This window comes from Anabaena azotica SJ-1 (genome assembly GCF_047275885.1).
GTDB classification, from domain to species: domain Bacteria; phylum Cyanobacteriota; class Cyanobacteriia; order Cyanobacteriales; family Nostocaceae; genus Trichormus_B; species Trichormus_B azotica_A.
On record NZ_CP178454.1, the window covers coordinates 5,700,515 to 5,720,706 of the forward strand.

A 20,192-nucleotide genomic window follows, 5' to 3' on the forward strand; every position below is an offset into this window, starting at 1 on the left:
AACAGGGCAATAGTTTTTTGAAGAATTCAAAAATCAGAATCCGAGAATCACAATCAATCTATGGTGAATCTAAAACCAGCCATGATGATTCGTGCCAAAGCTACGCTGTAAAGAATATCAGACCATCCAAGAGGAATATTAAAGCTAGTTATTCATATTTCAATCATCCAGAATTAATTCTGAATTCTCAGTTGATAAACCATTTGTTTTTAAAGTAGTATGGCTCAGACATCCACATTATTAATTGTTGAGGATAATCCTGATGATATAGAATTAACATTACTTGCTTTTGAGCAAACTGGACTGCGAGAAAATATTGTTATTGCCAGAGATGGTGTAGAAGCAATTAACTATCTATTTACAGAAAACACAGCATTAAATTCCCTACCATCGCTCATTTTATTAGACTTGCAGCTACCCCGAATCAATGGGTTAGAAGTGCTGCGACTAATTCGTTCTCATGGTCGAACTAAGTTGTTACCTATTGTAATTTTGACAACCTCTCACGAAGAGAGCGATCGTCTTCAAGGCTATAGTTTGGGTTGTAATAGCTACATTCGTAAACCAGTCGATTATGACCAGTTTGTGAAAATTTTGCACCAGCTAGGAATGTACTGGTTGATTATCAACAGTCCTCCGCCTCTAACCCAATAATTTATTTTTATGATTGATCAAATTAAAGTTCTCATTGTTGAAGATAACTTAGATGATGCTGAATTAATTGTTTTGGAACTGGAAACAGCAAATTATCAAGTCGTCTATAAACTTGTTGACACCGCTGAAAAAATGCTAGAAGCTCTAGAATTTGAAGAATGGGATGTAATTTTAACAGATTATTCCATGCCTTATTTTAGCGCGATCGCAGCATTAAATCTGGTCAAGGAACGGAAATTAGATACGCCTTTTATTGTTGTCTCAGGTTCAATTGGTGAAGAAATTGCAGTTGAATTAATGAGAGATGGCGCTCATGATTATTTACTCAAGCACAATTTAACCAGACTAGCACCAGCTATTGCCAGAGAATTGCGAGAAGCCAAAGTAAGATATGAACGTAAACAGGCTTTGGAAAAAGTGAAATTTTTAGCATTTTATGATGAATTAACAGGTTTACCTAATAAAAATTCTTTGTTAAATGTACTGTCCAGCTATATTCATAACGTTCATAAATTTGCAGTTTTATTTATAGATATTAATCAGTATCGCAAAATTAAATATGGTTTTGGACATATAAAAAGTGAACAACTGCTAATAGAAGTAGGAAAACGTTTACAAAAAAACTTACGTAACTGTGACTATTTAGCCAGAATAGGCAAAGATGTATTTACATTTATACTAGGAAATATTACTGATGCAAGTGATGCTGAGAGCAAAGCCATAGAACTACATCGTTTGATTGATCCTCCTTTTGATTTAGAAGGCTTTATTATTTATGTCTCAATTACAATCGGTATTGTAGATAGTAGCGTTGATTTTCATGAACCGGAAGAGTTTTTGCGATCAGCAGAAATTGCTAATTACAATGCCAAAGAACAAGGATTACAATATCCTACAGTTGTCTATAATCGCAGTATGCAGACCAAAGCTTTAGAGCGATTGCAGATGGAAACAGAACTTAGACAAGCAATCAGTGAGCAGCAATTACAATTATTCTATCAGCCAATAGTTGACCTAAATCCTTTTCAAGTTTTGGGATTTGAAGCTTTAATTCGTTGGCAACATCCCCAGCGAGGATGGATTTCACCAGATGAATTCATTCCCTTAGCAGAACAAACTGGGCTAATTATTCCCCTTGGTGATTGGATTTTGGCAGCAGCTTGCAGACAGTTAAGTATTTGGCAAGATCAATTTTTGGATGATCTACCCTTAAGTTTATCAGTAAATTTGTCAGGTATACAGTTAAATGAACCGGATATAGTTTCCAAAATTATTCATCACTATCAATCTCTCCAAGGTCTTCAAGTAACGCTCAAATTGGAAATTACTGAAAGTACATTGATGATTAATACACAAACAATGATTAATTCTTTGGAGCAGTTACGCGCAGTAGGTATCAAGATTAGTATTGATGATTTTGGGACGGGTTATTCTTCTTTATCTTATTTACGTGATTTACCTGTTGATACCCTAAAAATTGATCGCTCTTTTGTCTCATGTATGGAAAAAGAAAAATGCAGCTTGGGAATTATACAAACAATTATTACTTTAGCGCATACACTAGGCTTAGATGTGATTGCAGAAGGTGTGGAAACAGTTTCACAAATGAAAATTTTGCGATCGCTTGGTTGCAATTATGGACAAGGCTATCTATTTTCTAAACCAATGCCACCCCATCAAATTGAGGATTGGTTGCAAACAGCAAAAACAAAATTAAGCCTAGATGCTAACCTAGATTTGCAATTAATATCAAAATCTCTTGATCTTCAATGATATGTTAGACAAGTTACAAAATTTGCAAATTGTCAGCAGTCAGTGGTCAGTTAGGGCAATGGATGCAGTCACACATAGACTAAATCAAGCTCAAGATTATTTAGAAAATAGCTGGCAAAAGGCTACACAAGTTCAAAATACCACATCACAATTAATTGACAATACAATCACAACTTATGTAAACAAATTAACTACCCAGCATCCAACTTTTTTACAGTTTTTACAAATACTCAATTGGGCAGTAAATCACCCAATTATCAGTTTAGTAATTCTCCTGTTTGTCATAGCATTGGCTTGGAGTATTATTAAAGGTATTATGCGGTTAATTGAAACAGCGAGTTGGTCAATATTAAAAGTTCCCTTAAAATTATTGCAAGTTTTAATCAAAGCTATTTATTTATCATTGGCTAAGTTTATTAATGATAATTGGCACAAAATAACATTTATTCATAAAAATCATCAAATTTCCCCAGTCCTACCTCTAGATACAATAAATTTAGAAAATAAATATCAGGATCAACAGAAAAGACTAGCAGAAATTTCTCATCGTTTAGACTTAATTCATCAAGAACAGCAACAACTTTTACAAGAAGCTGCTCATCTCATTAATTTGAACAGAGAAAATACGGAAGAAGTTACAGAGAATAAAATTAATAATTACGAATTACCAGTTGATTAATTATTTCATCTTCCTGACCCGATACAAATTGAGCAAAACGTTGGGCTAATGGTGGAACAAAAACAAAAGGACTAGTGAAACCAGAAAAAATATAAATGTGTTCAAATTCGGGAATAGCGCCAATTAAGGGTAATTTATCTTTACTAAAAGCTACTAAACAATGATGATAATTCCCCGATAAATTGCCCAAATCTGGCAATATGTTCATGATTTTTGTTCGCAACCATTTTTCACTTTCCTCTGAGTTAATTTGAGCATGAGGATCTGTAAGAATGCGAGTAATTTGACCTAACCGTAAACTACCATCAAGAAACTGTACTGCACCAGCATCTAAAATTGGTGGTACTAGTTCGTTACCAAATTCATCCCATAATTGATCAACTTTAGTTGACTCAATTTCTAATTGAAAGCGTTGCAGATTAGCTGGTGCTATTAAGGTATTTAGCCGCAGATTTACAGGTGGAATTTCAATTATTTCTGCGTGAGAAAAATAGACTTTAATGGGAATACCTGCTGATTTTAGTAACTTGCGGCTAAGTCCACCAGTACAAATGGCTATTTTGTCACTGTGGAAAGTTGCTTTTATCGTATTTACTCCCCGAAACACCTTCTCATTCATCAAAGCGGGAGTAAGTTCTAAGACTTGGTCAAACTGTATTTCTCCCCCTATTCGCAGAAAAGCTTGAATATATGCTTGTGTGATTTTTTCAGGTTGGATATGACCGTGTTTGATTGTTAAAGCCCCAGATATGGCATTTTTGTTTAACAGGGGTTCTAATTCACAGGCTTCTTGAATACTCAGTAAGTGGGGCTGGGTGTTAAGATGGGAGTAAGATGTGGCGGTTAATTTGGGATCAGTATCCGCAGGGATTGTCAGTAATAAATCTAATTCTCGAAATTGGATATCAGTATCCAACTCTTGAGGTAGGATTTGATAACGTGCGATCGCATCTTCACATAGTTGTTGTGTAATTGGTGTTGTCCCCGACCAATAAGCAACCCCACCATAACTATAGCGAGTAGCATTTTGTGGCGTTTGATTTTGGTCTAGTAACAAAACAGAAAATCCTGTTTTTGCTAGTTCATAAGCAAGTGTAGCACCAGTAATTCCAGCACCCACCACAATCCAATCATACACTTTCATAAATAATTAAAAATTGATGATGAATATTCGTCCTGAAAATACACTAGACTACCCAACTATAGCAGAAGTAAATACACTAGCCTTCGGGGGAGAAAAAGAAGCCAAACTTGTACACATAATTCGTGCATCTAACGGTTACATTCCCGAACTTTCTTTAGTTGCAGAAATTGAAAATACTGTAATTGGTTATATTATGTTTAGCTACATTGATTTAGTATGTGAAGAACAACTACCTGTATTAAGTTTAGCACCGATGGCAGTTCATCCAGAATTCCAAAAGCAAGGTATTGGTAAAGCTTTACTAAAAACAGGGCTACAACTAGCAGACAAAAGAGGAGAAGCACTAATTGTTGTATTAGGTTATCCCAAACTTTATACTCCTTTTGGTTTTCAACCATCAATAAATTATCAAATAGAATCTCCTTTTTCAGTTCCAGAAGATGTATTTATGGTGAAAATTCTATCAGGTTATGAGGAAAAATATAAGGGGAAAGTTGTTTATCCTCCAGCTTTTGATGGAGTTTAATATTATTTCTAATTATTCGGTATGTTCACTTCTATCACTCCATTAGATTCTAATAATGCTGCTACTCGTAAAATTAAAGCTTCATTATAAGGTGCAGCAATTAATTGCACTCCTAAAGGTAGAGAACTTTCCTGATTAATTGGTACTGACAAAACAGGTAAACCAATAAAAGATAATGGTTGAGTAAATAAACCCAAATGCGGACGAACAAGGATTTCTTCACCATCTAAAATCATCGTTTGTTGTCCGATTAATGGGGCTGTAATTGGCGTGGTTGGGGCAAGAATTATATCTACATTTTGAAAAATTTCTCTAACTTGATCTTGATACCATCTTCTAAACCGCTGTGCTTGAATATACCAATGTCCAGGAATTAATGCCCCAGCTAAAAAGCGATCGCGTGTTGCAGGATCAAAATCTTGAGGACGGGATCTTAACTTATCTAAATGCAAATTTGCACCTTCACAAGCTGTAATTACAAACGCCGCAGCACGGGCAATTTTTGCTTCTGGTATTGTTACATATTCAGTCACACCCAAAGCGGTAGCTATTTTCTGTACGGCTGCTAAAGCTGCGGTATCTGCTTTTTGGGTAAAATAACCATCTGCAATAGCAATTCTAATCTGAGAAATATCATTATTTATTTGTGGTACACAAAACTCAGGATAACGTTTTGTACAAACCGGATCTTTTTCATCTAAACCTCGCAAAACATCAAAAATCGTCGCAATATCTCTAACTGAAGTTGCAAAATGACCGATATGATCTAAACTGCTAGAAAATAATTTTACCCCGGCGCGGGATAACCTGCCATAAGTAGGTTTAAAACCAAAAATACCACACAAAGCCGCAGGAACACGAATAGAACCATTAGTATCTGAACCCAAAGTAAAAGGAACTAAACCTCCAGCAACAGCAGCAGCAGAACCACCAGAAGAACCTCCAGCTACTCGTTGTAAATCATGGGGATTGCGAGTTACACCATAATGAATATTTTCTGTCACAAATCCATAAGCATATTCATCCATGTTTAAAGCACCAACCAATACTGCACCGGCTTTTTTTAATTTACTAACTGCGGTTGCATCTTGGATAGCTGGAGAATTTCCAGCGTTAATTTTTGAACCAGCTAAGGTTGTTAAACCAGCAATATTAAATAAGTTTTTAACTGCAAAAGGTACACCAGCTAATACACCAGGATTTTTACCTTCAGCGATATTTTGATCAATATATGCTGCATCTTGTAAAGCTGTTTCCACAGTGATATCAGTAAAACAATTAAGTTCATGATCCTTAGTACCAATTTTCGCTAATGTAGCTTGAGTAATTTCTACTGCACTAACTTTACCTGATAATACATTTTTGGCTACAGATACAGCATCATTCATAGTTTATCTATGGTTCAAAGATTGGTACAATTTCAATTTCTTCTGGCAAGGGAAAATTATTAACTATTTGTGCTATGGATTGGAGTTTTTCAAAATTTACTATCACTTCATTTCGATACTCATCTTTTATTTGCAAATTCAGCAATAATGACATTTGCTCAACATATTGTTTTAGATCAATATTTTGATTATTCATGTTTTACGTCTAGACCTTGAGTTTTATTGTCAGAATTCAGGAGTCTTTGCCGAATCTATAAACAGCAGAACTAAATCATGTTGATTGTGAAAGAAAGCATTTGCTGATTTAATAACTTGTGATGCTAGGGAGCAATGAATAAAGCCTTCAGTCTCTAAGGTACTACAACGATAACTTTCAAACTTTTTTGCTTGTTGCCATTTTTGGCTTTCGGTGAGATGGAGGATGGTAGTTATACTGAATTATTGTCAATCAATATAATTCCGAGTAATTCATATTTTTAGAAATGTGTTGTAAATTTTCTAATGGTAATAGTTCATCCAGGTTATCAGGATAAAATTCCATATACACTTCATCAGTATGTTTACCTTGAGGTGATATAGATATTTGAACTTTCAGTTTTCCATTCTGCCAGTTTTTACTACCTATTCTGAGTAACAAACAATCTTTGAAGAATTCAAATTTAATGCTATTTATTTCTATCATTTCTTCGGATATTTTTATATCTTTCAATGATTTGATTATTGCTCCCTGAGCCTGTTGTTGAGGATTACAAATTGGCTGCATTAATTTTTCTCTAATTTCTCGAATTAGCAACTCTCTCAGTCTATTTATTTTAAAAATATCTTTCTGAAAAGATAAAATGTCATCATCACAATTTAAAGAAATATGCTTTTTGTTCATATTTTCCTCTTTTTTTAATGTTTATTGAACCCTCTTGGTAAAAATTTACCAGTGATCAAACTATTTTTAAAACGATATATTTTTACTTGTCTGACCTACTTTGCATAGTTATATCATTTATTTTGAAACTGGCAAGTGACTTTAGACTTATATTTCTTTTATTTGCTGTGATGTTTCTGGAAATTAGAGCATCTTTAAATAATTTAACCATATTGTTATTATTCCACGCATAGATACGGGTCAGATTGTTGTTCGTGTAGAAGATCATGGGCATAGATAAAATTAGGTAGGAATAAATTTAGCAACAAAAATGTGGTCTAAATAGATAAATATTTGTGTAATTTTTAATATATTTTTGTGCGTCTACATACATGGTTTTGCTTAAATATTTATGTGATAAAATAAAATTTTTACAATGCCTATATATGAGAAGATAAACAAGCACTAGGCGCACACAAACCATATAAATTTAATGTGGTTACTTTGAGAGTGTTTAAATCTACACAACGAATGGCGTGATTATTGGTATCACTAATATAGATTGTAGAATCCATAGCACTCAATCCAGAAGGTTCTGCAAATTTTGTATTCTGGCCTTGACCATCTTTATAACCAGGTAAACCATCTCCTAATACGGTTTGACAATTCCCCGTTATGGGATGCACCAATTTAATTTTATGGTTGTAAGTATCTGCTACCCACAGATTATTTTGGAAATATTCCACACCTAAACAGTGCTGTAACCTGACTTCTAGCTTTTGTCCATCTATATCACCAAAACTAAATAACATACCACTACCGCAAATTGTCCTGACTTGACCTTGTTCTTTCAGTTCCACACCTCGTATTGAACTAACTTCACTGTCAGCAATAAATAATTCCTGACCATTGGTAGTGATGCCACTAGGTTGAGCAAAAGCGCATTTCGTTAACGTGCTATCGAAACAACCTTCTGCACCAATACCAGCAAAAGTCTCAACAGTGCCTGTTTCTAAATTCATTTCCCAAATTTGATGTGATCCTGCCATTGCTATAAACAATTTGTTGCCTATTTTTTGTAAATCCCAAGGAGAATTTAGGGACGTTTCTAGTGCAGCACCTCCGTGAGGATAAATGATATGGCTTTGCTTACCAGTTCCCGCAATAGTTTCTACCACTTGTCGCTGCAAGTCAATTTGTCGTAAGGAATAGTTTTCTGTATCAGCAACGTAGAGAATTTGACTCTCATGATCATAAGTCATTCCCTGTGGTGCATAAAACTGTGCTTCATTAAAAGCACCATCAGTTAATCCCAATTTTCCTGTACCAATTATATGAATAAGTTCACCTTGTAAGGTACTCATGATTATGCGGTGATGTCCAGTATCAGCAATAAACAAACCTATTGGTGTTGCTAACACTTTACCCGGAAAAGCTAGAGGTGTAATTAATGGTTGATGATGCTTTTCTAAGGTGAAGCTAAATTGTTGAAAATTGATGTTATCTTGATTTTTATGTTGAAGCTGAATAATTATGTTCTCAATTACTGGAAGATGTCCTTCTCCAGCAAATTGACCAATCACATATCCTTGTGGATCAATAATGATTAAAGTAGGCCAGGCTTTGATAGTATAATTGTCCCAAACACGAAAATCACTATCGACTATAACCGGATGTTCAATGTCATACCGGAGAATGGCTTGACGGATATTTTCAATTTCTTTTTCGTTGTCAAATTTCCCAGAGTGAACACCAATAATAGTGAGGCTATCTTGATATTTTTGTTCTAAATATTTCAAGTCTGGCAATATGTGCAGACAGTTAATACAGCAATAAGTCCAAAAGTCTAAAATAATTACTCTACCTTTGAGTGCTTTGAGAGATAATGGTTTATCTGTATTGAACCAAGGTTTATTTTGTGGTAATTCTGGTGATCTAACACGGGGTATCATAGTAATTTAAAATTTATATTTCAAACTTTTAAAGTTTATATTTTGTCTGGGCTTTCAGGGTTACATTTGTTCCTGGGTTTTGATTTGGTATAATTTTATATCTTATATTTAGGTTGGGATCAAAGTTTTGATCAAACTACAAAGCATCAATACAGATAATTTATCTCTTTGGGTGAAGCAAGCACAAACTCAAGCAGAACAAGGAAATGTTATTCAACGCATTCCGCTTTTAGCTGTTGCTAATCCTAACTGGTTTGCTGTTTATATCTGCTGTCAGTCAGGTATTAATAACAGTTTAGGTGATAATGCTTGTATATTTCCTTTAATGAGTGTTGTTAAACCTTTTTCTTTTCTATATCTGCTAGAACATTTAGATTCAGAAAAAGTGTTGGATTGGGTTGGGCTTGAACCTTCATTAATGCCTTTTAATTCTTTAGAACAGTTAATAGCTGATAATGGATACCCCCGCAATCCAATGATTAATAGTGGTGCTATTACTGTAGCTGATAAGTTACCTGGTAAAGATGGAAGTCATCGCACGCAATTATTCTGTGCATGGTTGAATAAATTAGCAGGTAGTAAACTATATTTAGATACAAAGATGTTGGATTCTGTGCGTGCTAATCGTTCTCCGGTAAATGTTGCGATCGCACAATATCTCCACCAAACTCAACACATTGATAATATTGAATTAGCTCTTGACACTTATGAAAAAATATGCTGTATATCTGGGCAAGTAAAAGATTTGGCGAAAATAGGACAACTCCTAGCTTGTGAAAACAGTTGTATAAATTCTCAACATCGTCAGATTGTTAACGCTGTCATGTTAACTTGTGGATTATATGAAGCTTCTGCCCAGTATGCGGTCACAATTGGTTTACCCATGAAATCGGGTATAAGTGGTGCATTGTTAGCCATCGTACCAAATCAAGGGGCGATCGCCTGCTACAGTCCTGCCTTAGATAGTATAGGCAATCCTGTAGCGGGTTTGGAATTTATCAAAGCCTTATCTCAAAATTTGCAACTGAGTACGTCACCTAATTAGATTTTTCAGGTTCAGTCAAGGTTAACGCTCAAAATACTTACTTAATCGGCTTAATCCTGTTTTTTCTGGCTTTGATTGCTCTTTTTGTGTTGAATCAATAGGACTTAGTGTTTCCTGCGGTTCAGGTGTTGGTTGTATTTGAGGAGTGGGAGAAACTTCAATTTCTGGAATTGGCGATTTTTCTGGCTTGGGTTGAGGAGTGGGAGAAACTTCAATTTCTGGAATTGGTGATTTTTCTACTTGAGGTTGAGGAGTAGGAGAAACTTCAATTTCTGGAATTGGCGATTTTTCTGGCTTGGGTTGAGGAGTAGGAGAAACTTCAATTTCTGGAATTGGGGATTTTTCTGGCTTGGGTTGAGGAGTAGGAGAAACTTCAATTTCTGGAATTGGGGATTTTTCTAACTTTGGTTGAGGAGTGGGAGAAACTTCAATTTCTGGAATTGGCGATTTTTCTGGCTTGGGTTGAGGAGTAGGAGAAACTTCAATTTCTGGAATTGGGGATTTTTCTAACTTTGGTTGAGGAGTGGGAGAAACTTCAATTTCTGGAATTGGTGATTTTTCTACTTGAGGTTGAGGAGTGGGAGAAACTTCAATTTCTGGAATTGGCGATTTTTCTACTTGAGGTTGAGGAGTAGGAGAAACTTCTACCTTGGGTGTTACAGCAGGTGTAGGTTCAGTAACCGGAATCTTAGTTGTGTAATTCGGGTCTACAATACCACGCACCTCATTAGCCGTAAGTTCTCCTCTGACAATTCTTGAAAGCGAGTCCTTACCTTTGGGTTCGTAGTTAATTACTCTAACTGTACTGTTAAAGACATTTTTAACAGGGTTGCCCTGGTTATCAAGGAATTCCAGTTTTACCCAGTTTTTACCAGGTTTAAAACCTTTGAGATAAACTGACTGCCAGCGATCAAGAATAAAGCTTTCACCATTAATTGTGCAACGAATACGCCAGTCGCTGATTGTGTCATCAGGATTATTTTCAGCAGCAATACGTAATGGCGCATTAGTTAGGTAATAATCCAGCATAATAGGTTCAGCACCATAACTGGCATTAGGACGGCTATAAGTAAGCAGAGGCAAATTAGCATCAGGATTGTTATCATCAGTTTCAGTAAAAACATGAAATCTTATTTGGGCATAAGCACCTTCATTTTTAAAACTTTCATGCCAAGGACGCGACGCAAAAACACGCAACGTATGTGTGCCTGCGGACAAGTCTGATAAAATTAAAGGCTGAGTTAGGTCATAAACCGCTATATAAGGTTCATTATCAATAATTACGTGCAGATGAGGTCCTAATTGCCATTGGGGATCTTTAAATATTGGTAAATCTTTAACCTGGAAACGGACTGTAATAGTATTGTCTTGAATAACTTCATCTGCCATAGGAGTCACAATTGTTACTTGTGGCTGATAAGCTTCCAAAATTGGGCGTAGTTCTTGAATCACTTCTGGTGGTGCGGTTTCTGAAAATTGCCGAGATATTTGGGAGATTTGTGGTGCTATTTTTTGATTGTCAATAGATACTTCTTGGCTTCCAGCTTTTTCAGTACAACTGATTAAACTCAAAATTAGCAGTAATGTCATTACCCATTTGAAAATAGGGAAACTCTGAGAAAGAAGTTTCTTTACAGCCGTCTTTTGCCTAGATGTCATACTTTCCACCTTTTTGATTGTCCGTCTTCAATACCATTCTCTTTTGTTTTCTTCATGACAACCCCACAATGCCAGTAGCCACCCTGCGGGAAATTGTAAAGGTTGGGGTATAGGGGAAGAATAGATTGGTGCTAAAGATAGTCATTGAGACAAGGTAGGGGGCAGGGGAGCAAGGAGAAAAGGGTTTCAGTCCTATTTACTTTTCTTTACACATTTTGGTTATCTCACGTCCACCTATTTAGCAAAAAGAAAAACTTTTTCCTCTGCACCCTGCCTCCTGAATTTTTATAAAAATTTTTTACTTCTTTATCATAAAATTTGTAAAAATGTAATATTTTTGACAGAATTTTCCAAGAAAACTCGAAGCACAACGAAAATATACAGCCATAACAGCAATATTTACGGCTATATTCAGGATTAACCATAAGTTTTAAGAATTGTTATAGTTTGTAAATTAAATAGAAAAAGTATTGACTTTTTTACAATAACTTTGAATATAAAAGGCAGATATAACAATAAATCTGGCGAGTTTGAATTATTGTTAAAATCTCTCCAACAATGTACAAGTACAGACTCTATAATTCAACAGAAACAACAAATCCACATGGCTCCAGAAAAACTCTGGAAACGACGAGTAAAATTCACTCGGTGGTATACATGATTCCTCAATCCTTATTGACAGAGGAGGTCGAATGACGATTAGTCCTCCGGAGCGAGAGGAGAAAAAAGCAAGAGTCATCGTTGACAAAGACCCTGTACCCACCTCATTTGAGCGATGGGCGCAACCTGGACACTTCGATAGATCCTTAGCTAAAGGTCCAAAAACCACCACCTGGATTTGGAACCTTCACGCCCTCGCCCACGATTTCGATACGCATACAAGCGACTTAGAAGACATTTCCCGCAAAATCTTCTCCGCGCACTTTGGCCACCTGGCTGTAGTGACAATCTGGTTAAGCGGAATGATCTTCCATGGCGCTAAGTTCTCTAACTACGAAGCTTGGCTGACCGATCCATTAGGAGTTAAGCCCAGCGCCCAAGTAGTTTGGCCCATTGTGGGACAAGACATTTTAAACGGTGATGTTGGCGGTGGCTTCCACGGCATTCAAATCACCTCTGGTTTGTTCCAAGTATGGCGTGGCTGGGGTATTACCAGTTCCTTCCAACTCTACTGCACTGCAATTGGCGGTTTGGTATTAGCAGGTTTATTCCTGTTTGCTGGTTGGTTTCACTACCACAAACGCGCTCCCAAACTGGAATGGTTCCAGAATGTGGAGTCCATGCTGAATCACCACTTGCAAGTATTGCTAGGTTGTGGTTCCTTGGGATGGGCAGGTCACTTGATCCATGTGTCTGCACCAACCAACAAGCTTTTGGATGCAGGGGTTGCCCTTAAAGATATACCCTTGCCCCACGAATTCATTTTGAATAAGGATTTGTTGACAGAGTTGTATCCCAGCTTTGCCAGCGGTTTAACACCTTTCTTCACTTTGAACTGGGGAACTTATGCTGACATTCTGACCTTTAAAGGTGGTTTGAACCCCGTAACAGGCGGTTTGTGGATGACTGATATTTCTCATCACCACTTAGCGATCGCTGTACTGTTCATCATCGCTGGTCATATGTACCGTACCAACTGGGGTATTGGTCACAGCATCAAAGATATCCTAGAAAACCATAAAGGCCCCTTCACTGGTGAAGGTCACAAAGGTCTTTATGAAAACATGACCACCTCATGGCACGCTCAGTTGGCTACTAACCTGGCCTTCTTGGGTTCTTTGACAATCATCATCGCGCATCATATGTACGCGATGCCTCCCTATCCATACTTGGCAACTGATTACGCTACACAATTGTGTATCTTCACTCACCATATTTGGATCGGTGGTTTCTTGATTGTTGGTGGTGCTGCTCACGCAGCAATCTTCATGGTGCGGGATTACGATCCTGTTGTTAACCAAAACAACGTTCTAGATCGTGTGATTCGTCACCGTGACGCTATAATCTCTCACCTCAACTGGGTTTGTATTTTCCTCGGCTTCCACAGCTTTGGTTTGTACATTCACAACGACACAATGCGTGCCTTGGGTCGTCCCCAAGATATGTTCTCTGACACAGCAATTCAGTTACAGCCTGTGTTTGCTCAGTGGGTACAAAACCTGCACACACTGGCTCCAGGTGGTACAGCACCCAACGCTTTAGAACCAGTTAGCTACGCTTTTGGTGGCGGTGTATTGGCTGTAGGTGGTAAAGTCGCAATGATGCCCATAGCTTTGGGTACAGCAGACTTTTTAATTCACCACATCCACGCTTTTACCATTCACGTAACCGTTCTGATTCTGCTGAAGGGTGTACTGTACGCCCGCAGTTCTCGTCTGATTCCAGACAAGGCAAATCTAGGCTTCCGCTTCCCTTGCGACGGACCTGGTCGTGGTGGTACTTGTCAAGTTTCAGGTTGGGACCATGTGTTCCTGGGACTGTTCTGGATGTATAACTCTTTGTCAATTGTGATTTTCCACTTCAGCTGGAAAATGCAATCTGATGTATGGGGTACTGTAGATGCGAATGGTGTGGTAGAACACATCACTGGTGGTAACTTTGCTCAAAGTGCCATCACCATCAACGGTTGGTTGCGTGACTTCCTGTGGGCGCAAGCTACACAAGTCATCAACTCCTACGGCAGTGAACTGTCCGCTTATGGACTCATGTTCTTAGGCGCTCACTTTGTTTGGGCATTCAGCTTAATGTTCCTGTTCAGTGGTCGTGGCTACTGGCAAGAACTAATTGAGTCCATCGTTTGGGCGCATAATAAACTCAAGGTAGCTCCTACCATTCAACCCCGCGCATTGAGCATTACTCAAGGTCGGGCTGTAGGTGTGGCTCACTACCTACTCGGAGGAATTGCTACAACTTGGGCATTCTTCCACGCACATATCCTTTCAGTAGGGTAGCAATCAGTTGAATTTTGGATTTTGGATTTTAGTAAGGCATCGCAGCGAGTTCATTCTCTATGGTGGTTTTCTCCATCAGCGACTGTCATACCACTTCGTGAAGCTAACCTAACTCCGTAGCCACACCCGAAGGGATTTTAGATTCAATCCAAAATCCAAAATCTAGAATCTAAAATTTTGCTGATACCTGATGGCTAAAGGTCAGAGGACATATCAAACCTATGGCAACAAAATTTCCAAAATTTAGCCAGGATCTCGCACAGGACCCGACTACTCGTCGGATTTGGTATGCGATCGCTACAGGCAACGACTTTGAAAGCCACGATGGCATGACGGAAGAGAATCTTTACCAAAAGATTTTCGCCACTCACTTCGGTCACTTGGCAATCATCTTCCTGTGGGCATCCAGCCTCCTGTTCCACGTAGCCTGGCAAGGTAACTTTGAACAGTGGATCAAAGATCCCCTCCATGTACGTCCTATCGCCCATGCGATTTGGGATCCCCACTTCGGCGCTCCAGCAGTTGAAGCTTTCACCCAAGCTGGCGCAAGCAATCCTGTAAACATTGCTTATTCCGGTGTTTACCACTGGTGGTACACCATCGGGATGCGGACAAACCAAGAACTGTACACTGGTTCTTTAGGCTTGCTTCTGTTGGCAGCAGTGTTCTTGTTCGCTGGTTGGTTGCACTTGCAACCCAAGTTCCGTCCTAGCCTCTCTTGGTTCAAGAGTGCTGAACCCCGTTTGAACCACCACCTGGCTGGTTTGTTCGGTGTTAGCTCCTTAGCTTGGACTGGTCACTTGGTTCACGTTGCTATCCCCGAATCTCGTGGTATCCACGTTGGCTGGGATAACTTCTTGACAGTTGCTCCCCACCCAGCAGGGTTAACTCCCTTCTTCACAGGTAACTGGGGCGTTTACGCTCAAAACCCTGACACCGCTGGCCATTTATTTGGTACTTCCACTGGTGCTGGTACAGCGATTCTGACCTTCTTGGGCGGTTTCCACCCCCAAACAGAATCCCTGTGGTTGACCGATATGGCTCACCACCACTTGGCGATCGCTGTATTGTTCATCATTGCCGGTCATATGTACCGCACTAACTTCGGAATTGGTCACAGCATCAAAGAAATGCTGAACTCCAAATCCGGTTTAGTTCCCGGTAGCAAGAGTGAAGGTCAGTTCAACCTGCCTCACCAAGGTCTGTACGACACCATCAACAACTCCCTGCACTTCCAACTGTCTTTGGCATTGGCAGCACTGGGAACCATCACTTCCTTGGTGGCGCAGCATATGTACTCTCTGCCTCCTTATGCGTTCATCGCTAAGGACTACACCACACAGGCAGCACTGTACACCCACCACCAGTACATCGCTGGTTTCTTGATGGTTGGTGCTTTCGCCCACGCCGCCATCTTCTGGGTTCGTGACTACGACCCCGAACAAAACAAAGGCAACGTATTAGACCGGATTTTGCAGCACAAAGAAGCGATTATTTCCCACCTCAGCTGGGTATCTCTCTTCTTGGGCTTCCATACCTTGGGCTTGTACGTTCACAACGACGTAGTAGTTGCTTTCGGTACTCCTGAAAAGCAAATCTTGATTGAGCCAGTATTTGCTCAGTTCATTCAAGCTGCTCACGGTAAAGTTCTCTACGGCTTAGACACTTTGTTGTCTAATCCCGATAGCGTCGCTTACACAGCCTATCCCAACTACGGTAACGTTTGGTTATCTGGCTGGTTAGATGCCATTAACTCTGGTACTAACTCCCTCTTCTTAACAATTGGCCCTGGCGACTTCTTGGTTCACCACGCTTTCGCTTTGGCTATTCACACCACCACCTTGGTACTTGTTAAAGGTGCTTTGGATGCTCGTGGTTCTAAGCTGATGCCCGATAAAAAGGACTTCGGCTATGCGTTCCCCTGCGACGGTCCCGGCCGTGGCGGTACTTGCGATATCTCCGCTTGGGACGCTTTCTACCTGTCTATGTTCTGGATGTTGAACACCATTGGTTGGGTAACTTTCTACTGGCACTGGAAACATCTAGGTATTTGGCAAGGTAACGTTGCTCAGTTCAACGAAAACTCTACCTACTTGATGGGCTGGTTCCGTGATTACCTCTGGGCTAACTCCGCTCAGTTGATCAACGGTTACAACGCCTACGGCATGAACAATCTGTCTGTTTGGTCTTGGATGTTCCTTTTTGGACACCTGATCTGGGCAACTGGTTTCATGTTCCTCATCTCTTGGAGAGGTTACTGGCAAGAGTTAATCGAAACCTTGGTTTGGGCGCACGAGCGTACTCCTCTAGCTAACTTGGTTCGCTGGAAAGACAAGCCCGTTGCTCTCTCCATTGTTCAAGCTCGTGTGGTTGGTTTAGCTCACTTCACTGTTGGCTACATCGTCACTTACGCAGCGTTCCTCATTGCTTCTACTGCTGGTAAGTTTGGTTGATCCTGACAAGCTGGTTTTAGATAAGTAACAAAAAAATCCCCTGCCGTGAGGTGGGGGATTTTTTCATGGGTGGATTTAGATTATTAATTGTAAGAACGCTGCACATATATTTCTAGCTTAAAAGATATAAAACGCGTCGGGTTTGGTTGCTATTGTTGGGTAGTTTTTGCATGAAAGTAAGCGATACCTCCGGTGCGCTTCGCGATCGCATCATCCCAACATCCTAAAACAGCGATCGCTTATCTATAATGTATATTTAAAGTAATAACATCACCTAAATTGGCTCATAGTAAAAAGTATGTTGCAAGCAATAGAAGGAATTTACAAAGATGGTAAAGTAGAACTTAAAGAATTACCATCTGATATTTCAGAAAGTCTTGTTATTGTCACTTTTTTAAAATCGGAAAAAAATTACCAAAAAAATCAAATAATGAAGTTTGGTATGTTTTCTGGCAATAACCAGTCAACCGCAGAGGATCTTGAAATTGCTGAATTTCGTGGGGATAGTGAGGACAGTTTAGACTGGTCATAATAAATTATGAAATATGTCCTAGATACTCATGCTTTAATCTGGTTTCTTGAAGGTAATTTAAAGTTGGGTGCAAATGCTAAAACTATCCTTTGTGATCCTAATTCACAGTTAGTTATTCCTGCGACTACTCTAGCTGAAGCTATTTGGATTGTAGAAAGAAGTAGAACATCTATTCCTGCTCCTAAAGATGTAATTTTAGCAGTAGAAGCTGATCCTCGTGTGGTAATTTATCCCCTTGATCAAGATGTTATTGAAATGACTATGAGCTTATATTCAATTAATGAAATGCACGATAGACAAATTGCAGCAACTGCGTTAGTTTTAGCTAGTAAAGGTGAAATTGTACAGTTGTTGACGTGCGATCAAAATATCACTGCGTCGGGTTTAGTTGCTATTGTTTGGTAGTTTGTAAATGAAGTCTATTTTAGCGATACCTACGGTAAAATTTGCTAATGTACTCTACCCACTACCAAAAAATGATAAAATACTAATAAAATTTTATTCATATTAGACACTTATGAATGTGAGTTTTCCGATACCAAAAGAACTGGAGTCTTATCTTGAGGTTCAACTTCAATCTGGCAATTATGATACTGTAGCGGACTATTTTTTGATGTTGTTGCAGCAAGATAAACGGCGTAAGGATGCTCAAGCAAAATTAGCTAGTTTGTTGCAAGAAGGTTTGGACTCAGAAGCAGAACCTGTAACTCCTGAATATTGGCAAGATTTGCGCCGATCAATCTTTGGTGCGGCGCAGTAGTGAGTATGGCTTTTCAAGTAATTGTTCGCAATCGTGCTACTCAGGATATTAGACAACAAGCAAATTATATTTTGGTCAATGGCAATCGGGAATCAGGGGAGAAGTTTTTGGAGTTTGTTGAGTCTGCTTTTGCTCAATTGGCAATAACTCCCAATATGGGTAAGGTTGTGTCGTCTTTGTCGGATATGGGAACAATTCGTCAGTGGCGGATTAAGAATTTTAAGGACTATTTGATTTTTTATAAAGTTCAAGAGGAACAAGTGGAGGTTCTACGGGTTTTGCATGGAGCGAGAGATTTAGAGGATCTCTTGCCATTCTTAGATGAGGAAGTTTAATTTTTTGATCGCACTCCCAACATCCCAAACAGCGATACCTTCGGTCAGCTTCGCTATCGCACTCCCAACACCCCAAAAGCGATCGCATCCCCTCATCCCAAACAGCGATACCTTCGGTAAGCTTCGCTAACGCACTCCCATATCCCCAAACAGCGTATAGTAAAATTAGGCTTAAAACTATAAGCAAGCGAAAAATGTATGTCTAATTATCAAGAATTGTTAAAACAAGCTAAAAATCTGACTCCTGAAGAACAGCTTAAATTAGTTGAAAATTTATCTATCTTAATTCGTCAACAATTGAAAATGACATCAAAACCAAAGCGTAGTATTTTAGAGTTGCGTGGTTTAGGTAAGGAAATTTGGGAAAATATTGACGCTCAGGAATATGTCAATCAGGAACGTGATTCATGGAATGGTTAAATAAATTACAGGGTAAAATTGTAGGTTTAGATACTGCACCGCTAATTTATTTTATAGAAGAAAATCCTCATTATTTGCAAGTTACGGATGCTTTTTTTTACAGCAATGTATAGAGGTGAGTTTAGTGTTGTCACCTCGGTTTTAACTATATCAGAAGTTTTAGTTTATCCTTTACGTGCGGGAAATACAATATTAGCTCAACAATATCGTGATATTCTCTTCAATTCTGAAGGTTTAACAACTATTGAAGTTTTACCAAATATTGCTGAAAATGCAGCTAAACTAAGAGCAGATTACAATTTAAGAACACCGGATGCTATTCAAATGGCTACTGCTATTTATGGAGGTGCGTCTTTTTTCTTAACCAATGATATGCGTTTACCTTCTTTACCAGGGTTAACTGTGTTGGTTTTAAATCAGTTGATAAATTGAGTATTTTTTTTAAATTTTGTTGACTCTGATTTGTGAAATCACAATTCAAGTTTACCAGATTGATTCGAGATTAATAACAAAGCCAAGTAGTACATTTTCACCTGATAAACTAGCAGGAGATTCTAGCACTTCAACACCTGCATCTTGGCGATAAATTTCTACTCTCTGTGTTTGTAAATCAATTAACCAACCCAATTTAGTACCATTTTTTAGATACTCACACATTTTATTTTGTAGTCGTTGCAAACTATCGTTGTGAGAACGCAATTCTCCTACAAAATCAGGACATATATGTGGAAATCTTTCTTTTTGTTCTTGAGTTAGGGTATGCCATCTTTCTCGTTTTAACCAAGCAAAATTAGGAGAACGCATCGCACCATTTGGTAAAATAAACCCTACAGAAGAACCAAAAAATATGCCTAGAGATTCATCACGATTCCAATTTCCTAATTGAGCCGATAAATTAGCATTGTGGTTACTTGTTAAAGCTCCAACTAAAGACATTAATAGAAGAGTACCATCAGCATTACGCTCAAATCTGATTAATTCATTAATTTGGCATAATTCAAAAAATTGCTCTTCACTTAATTGAATAACTGGTGCAAGGTTGAGAACTATAGCATCCATTAT

21 protein-coding genes are annotated in these 20,192 nt (G+C 38.5%); 13 read left to right on the forward strand and 8 right to left on the reverse strand.

All coding sequences use genetic code 11. The features are described from left to right. The first annotated feature begins 219 nt into the window (after positions 1-219). From ACLLO5_RS24785 to ACLLO5_RS24795, 3 genes are read left to right on the forward strand one after another with little or no spacing between them, the layout of a single operon-like run. Positions 220-654, forward strand: coding sequence for a response regulator (locus ACLLO5_RS24785; protein ID WP_413173137.1), 435 nt, complete (start codon positions 220-222; stop codon positions 652-654). A gap of 9 nt (positions 655-663) precedes the next feature. Further along, the gene (locus ACLLO5_RS24790) at positions 664-2,427 is read left to right on the forward strand and encodes a putative bifunctional diguanylate cyclase/phosphodiesterase (protein WP_413173138.1); all 1,764 of its coding nucleotides are present in this window, start codon (positions 664-666) and stop codon (positions 2,425-2,427) included. A 1-nt stretch (position 2,428) separates the two neighbouring features. Continuing rightward, positions 2,429-3,106 (forward strand): hypothetical protein, encoded by a 678-nt coding sequence (locus ACLLO5_RS24795; protein ID WP_413173139.1) that lies wholly within the window; start codon positions 2,429-2,431, stop codon positions 3,104-3,106. Here ACLLO5_RS24795 and ACLLO5_RS24800 read toward each other — a convergent pair. After that, entirely contained in the window at positions 3,078-4,250 is a 1,173-nt protein-coding gene (locus tag ACLLO5_RS24800; protein ID WP_413173140.1) for an NAD(P)/FAD-dependent oxidoreductase, read from the reverse strand. The genes ACLLO5_RS24795 and ACLLO5_RS24800 overlap by 29 nt on opposite strands. A gap of 19 nt (positions 4,251-4,269) precedes the next feature. On the opposite strand from ACLLO5_RS24800, the gene ACLLO5_RS24805 reads away from it, so the two are divergent. Then, a complete protein-coding gene (locus ACLLO5_RS24805) occupies positions 4,270-4,776 on the forward strand; it encodes a GNAT family N-acetyltransferase (protein WP_413176185.1) in 507 nt (168 codons plus the stop codon). 8 nt (positions 4,777-4,784) lie between these two features. Here ACLLO5_RS24805 and ACLLO5_RS24810 read toward each other — a convergent pair whose 3' ends face one another. The 5 genes from ACLLO5_RS24810 to ACLLO5_RS24830 all read right to left on the reverse strand — a co-directional run bounded on the left by ACLLO5_RS24810 (position 4,785) and on the right by ACLLO5_RS24830 (position 8,975). Next, positions 4,785-6,164: an AtzE family amidohydrolase gene (locus ACLLO5_RS24810; protein WP_413173141.1), complete on the reverse strand. Its 1,380-nt coding sequence runs from the start codon at positions 6,162-6,164 to the stop codon at positions 4,785-4,787. 7 nt (positions 6,165-6,171) lie between these two features. Continuing rightward, complete coding sequence (locus ACLLO5_RS24815; protein ID WP_413173142.1) at positions 6,172-6,360, reverse strand: DUF4089 domain-containing protein; 189 nt, start codon at positions 6,358-6,360, stop codon at positions 6,172-6,174. A gap of 29 nt (positions 6,361-6,389) precedes the next feature. Then, positions 6,390-6,596 carry a DUF952 domain-containing protein gene (locus ACLLO5_RS24820; RefSeq protein WP_413176186.1) on the reverse strand — a complete coding sequence of 69 codons (207 nt, stop codon included), beginning with the start codon at positions 6,594-6,596 and terminating at the stop codon, positions 6,390-6,392. Positions 6,597-6,612: 16 nt separating this feature from the next. After that, entirely contained in the window at positions 6,613-7,044 is a 432-nt protein-coding gene (locus ACLLO5_RS24825; RefSeq protein WP_413173143.1) for a KGK domain-containing protein, read from the reverse strand. Positions 7,045-7,463: 419 nt separating this feature from the next. Then, positions 7,464-8,975 carry a thioredoxin-like domain-containing protein gene (locus ACLLO5_RS24830; protein ID WP_413173144.1) on the reverse strand — a complete coding sequence of 504 codons (1,512 nt, stop codon included), beginning with the start codon at positions 8,973-8,975 and terminating at the stop codon, positions 7,464-7,466. Positions 8,976-9,102: 127 nt separating this feature from the next. On the opposite strand from ACLLO5_RS24830, the gene ACLLO5_RS24835 reads away from it, so the two are divergent. Further along, positions 9,103-10,020, forward strand: coding sequence for a glutaminase (locus ACLLO5_RS24835; RefSeq protein ID WP_413173145.1), 918 nt, complete (start codon positions 9,103-9,105; stop codon positions 10,018-10,020). A gap of 21 nt (positions 10,021-10,041) precedes the next feature. Here ACLLO5_RS24835 and ACLLO5_RS24840 read toward each other — a convergent pair whose 3' ends face one another. Beyond that, positions 10,042-11,679, reverse strand: a complete 1,638-nt coding sequence (locus ACLLO5_RS24840) for a hypothetical protein (RefSeq protein ID WP_413173146.1) — start codon at positions 11,677-11,679, stop codon at positions 10,042-10,044. A gap of 692 nt (positions 11,680-12,371) precedes the next feature. On the opposite strand from ACLLO5_RS24840, the gene psaA reads away from it, so the two are divergent. From psaA to ACLLO5_RS24880, 8 genes are all read left to right on the forward strand, one after another. Further along, complete coding sequence (gene psaA, locus ACLLO5_RS24845) at positions 12,372-14,630, forward strand: photosystem I core protein PsaA (RefSeq protein WP_413173147.1); 2,259 nt, start codon at positions 12,372-12,374, stop codon at positions 14,628-14,630. 221 nt (positions 14,631-14,851) lie between these two features. Next, positions 14,852-17,083 carry a photosystem I core protein PsaB gene (psaB, locus tag ACLLO5_RS24850; RefSeq protein ID WP_413173148.1) on the forward strand — a complete coding sequence of 744 codons (2,232 nt, stop codon included), beginning with the start codon at positions 14,852-14,854 and terminating at the stop codon, positions 17,081-17,083. Positions 17,084-17,381: 298 nt separating this feature from the next. Next, on the forward strand, positions 17,382-17,615 hold the full coding sequence (locus ACLLO5_RS24855) for a hypothetical protein (protein WP_413173149.1): 234 nt from the start codon (positions 17,382-17,384) through the stop codon (positions 17,613-17,615). A 6-nt stretch (positions 17,616-17,621) separates the two neighbouring features. Continuing rightward, positions 17,622-18,020: a type II toxin-antitoxin system VapC family toxin gene (locus ACLLO5_RS24860; RefSeq protein ID WP_413173150.1), complete on the forward strand. Its 399-nt coding sequence runs from the start codon at positions 17,622-17,624 to the stop codon at positions 18,018-18,020. A 112-nt stretch (positions 18,021-18,132) separates the two neighbouring features. Next, positions 18,133-18,375 (forward strand): type II toxin-antitoxin system ParD family antitoxin, encoded by a 243-nt coding sequence (locus tag ACLLO5_RS24865; protein ID WP_413173151.1) that lies wholly within the window; start codon positions 18,133-18,135, stop codon positions 18,373-18,375. Between the two features lie 5 nt (positions 18,376-18,380). Next, entirely contained in the window at positions 18,381-18,710 is a 330-nt protein-coding gene (locus ACLLO5_RS24870) for a type II toxin-antitoxin system RelE/ParE family toxin (RefSeq protein WP_071187700.1), read from the forward strand. 198 nt (positions 18,711-18,908) lie between these two features. Further along, complete coding sequence (locus ACLLO5_RS24875; protein ID WP_413173152.1) at positions 18,909-19,130, forward strand: hypothetical protein; 222 nt, start codon at positions 18,909-18,911, stop codon at positions 19,128-19,130. Between the two features lie 87 nt (positions 19,131-19,217). After that, positions 19,218-19,562: a type II toxin-antitoxin system VapC family toxin gene (locus ACLLO5_RS24880; protein ID WP_413173153.1), complete on the forward strand. Its 345-nt coding sequence runs from the start codon at positions 19,218-19,220 to the stop codon at positions 19,560-19,562. Positions 19,563-19,613: 51 nt separating this feature from the next. Here ACLLO5_RS24880 and ACLLO5_RS24885 read toward each other — a convergent pair whose 3' ends face one another. Then, the gene (locus ACLLO5_RS24885) at positions 19,614-20,189 is read right to left on the reverse strand and encodes a Uma2 family endonuclease (RefSeq protein WP_413173154.1); all 576 of its coding nucleotides are present in this window, start codon (positions 20,187-20,189) and stop codon (positions 19,614-19,616) included. Between the last annotated feature and the right edge of the window lie 3 nt (positions 20,190-20,192).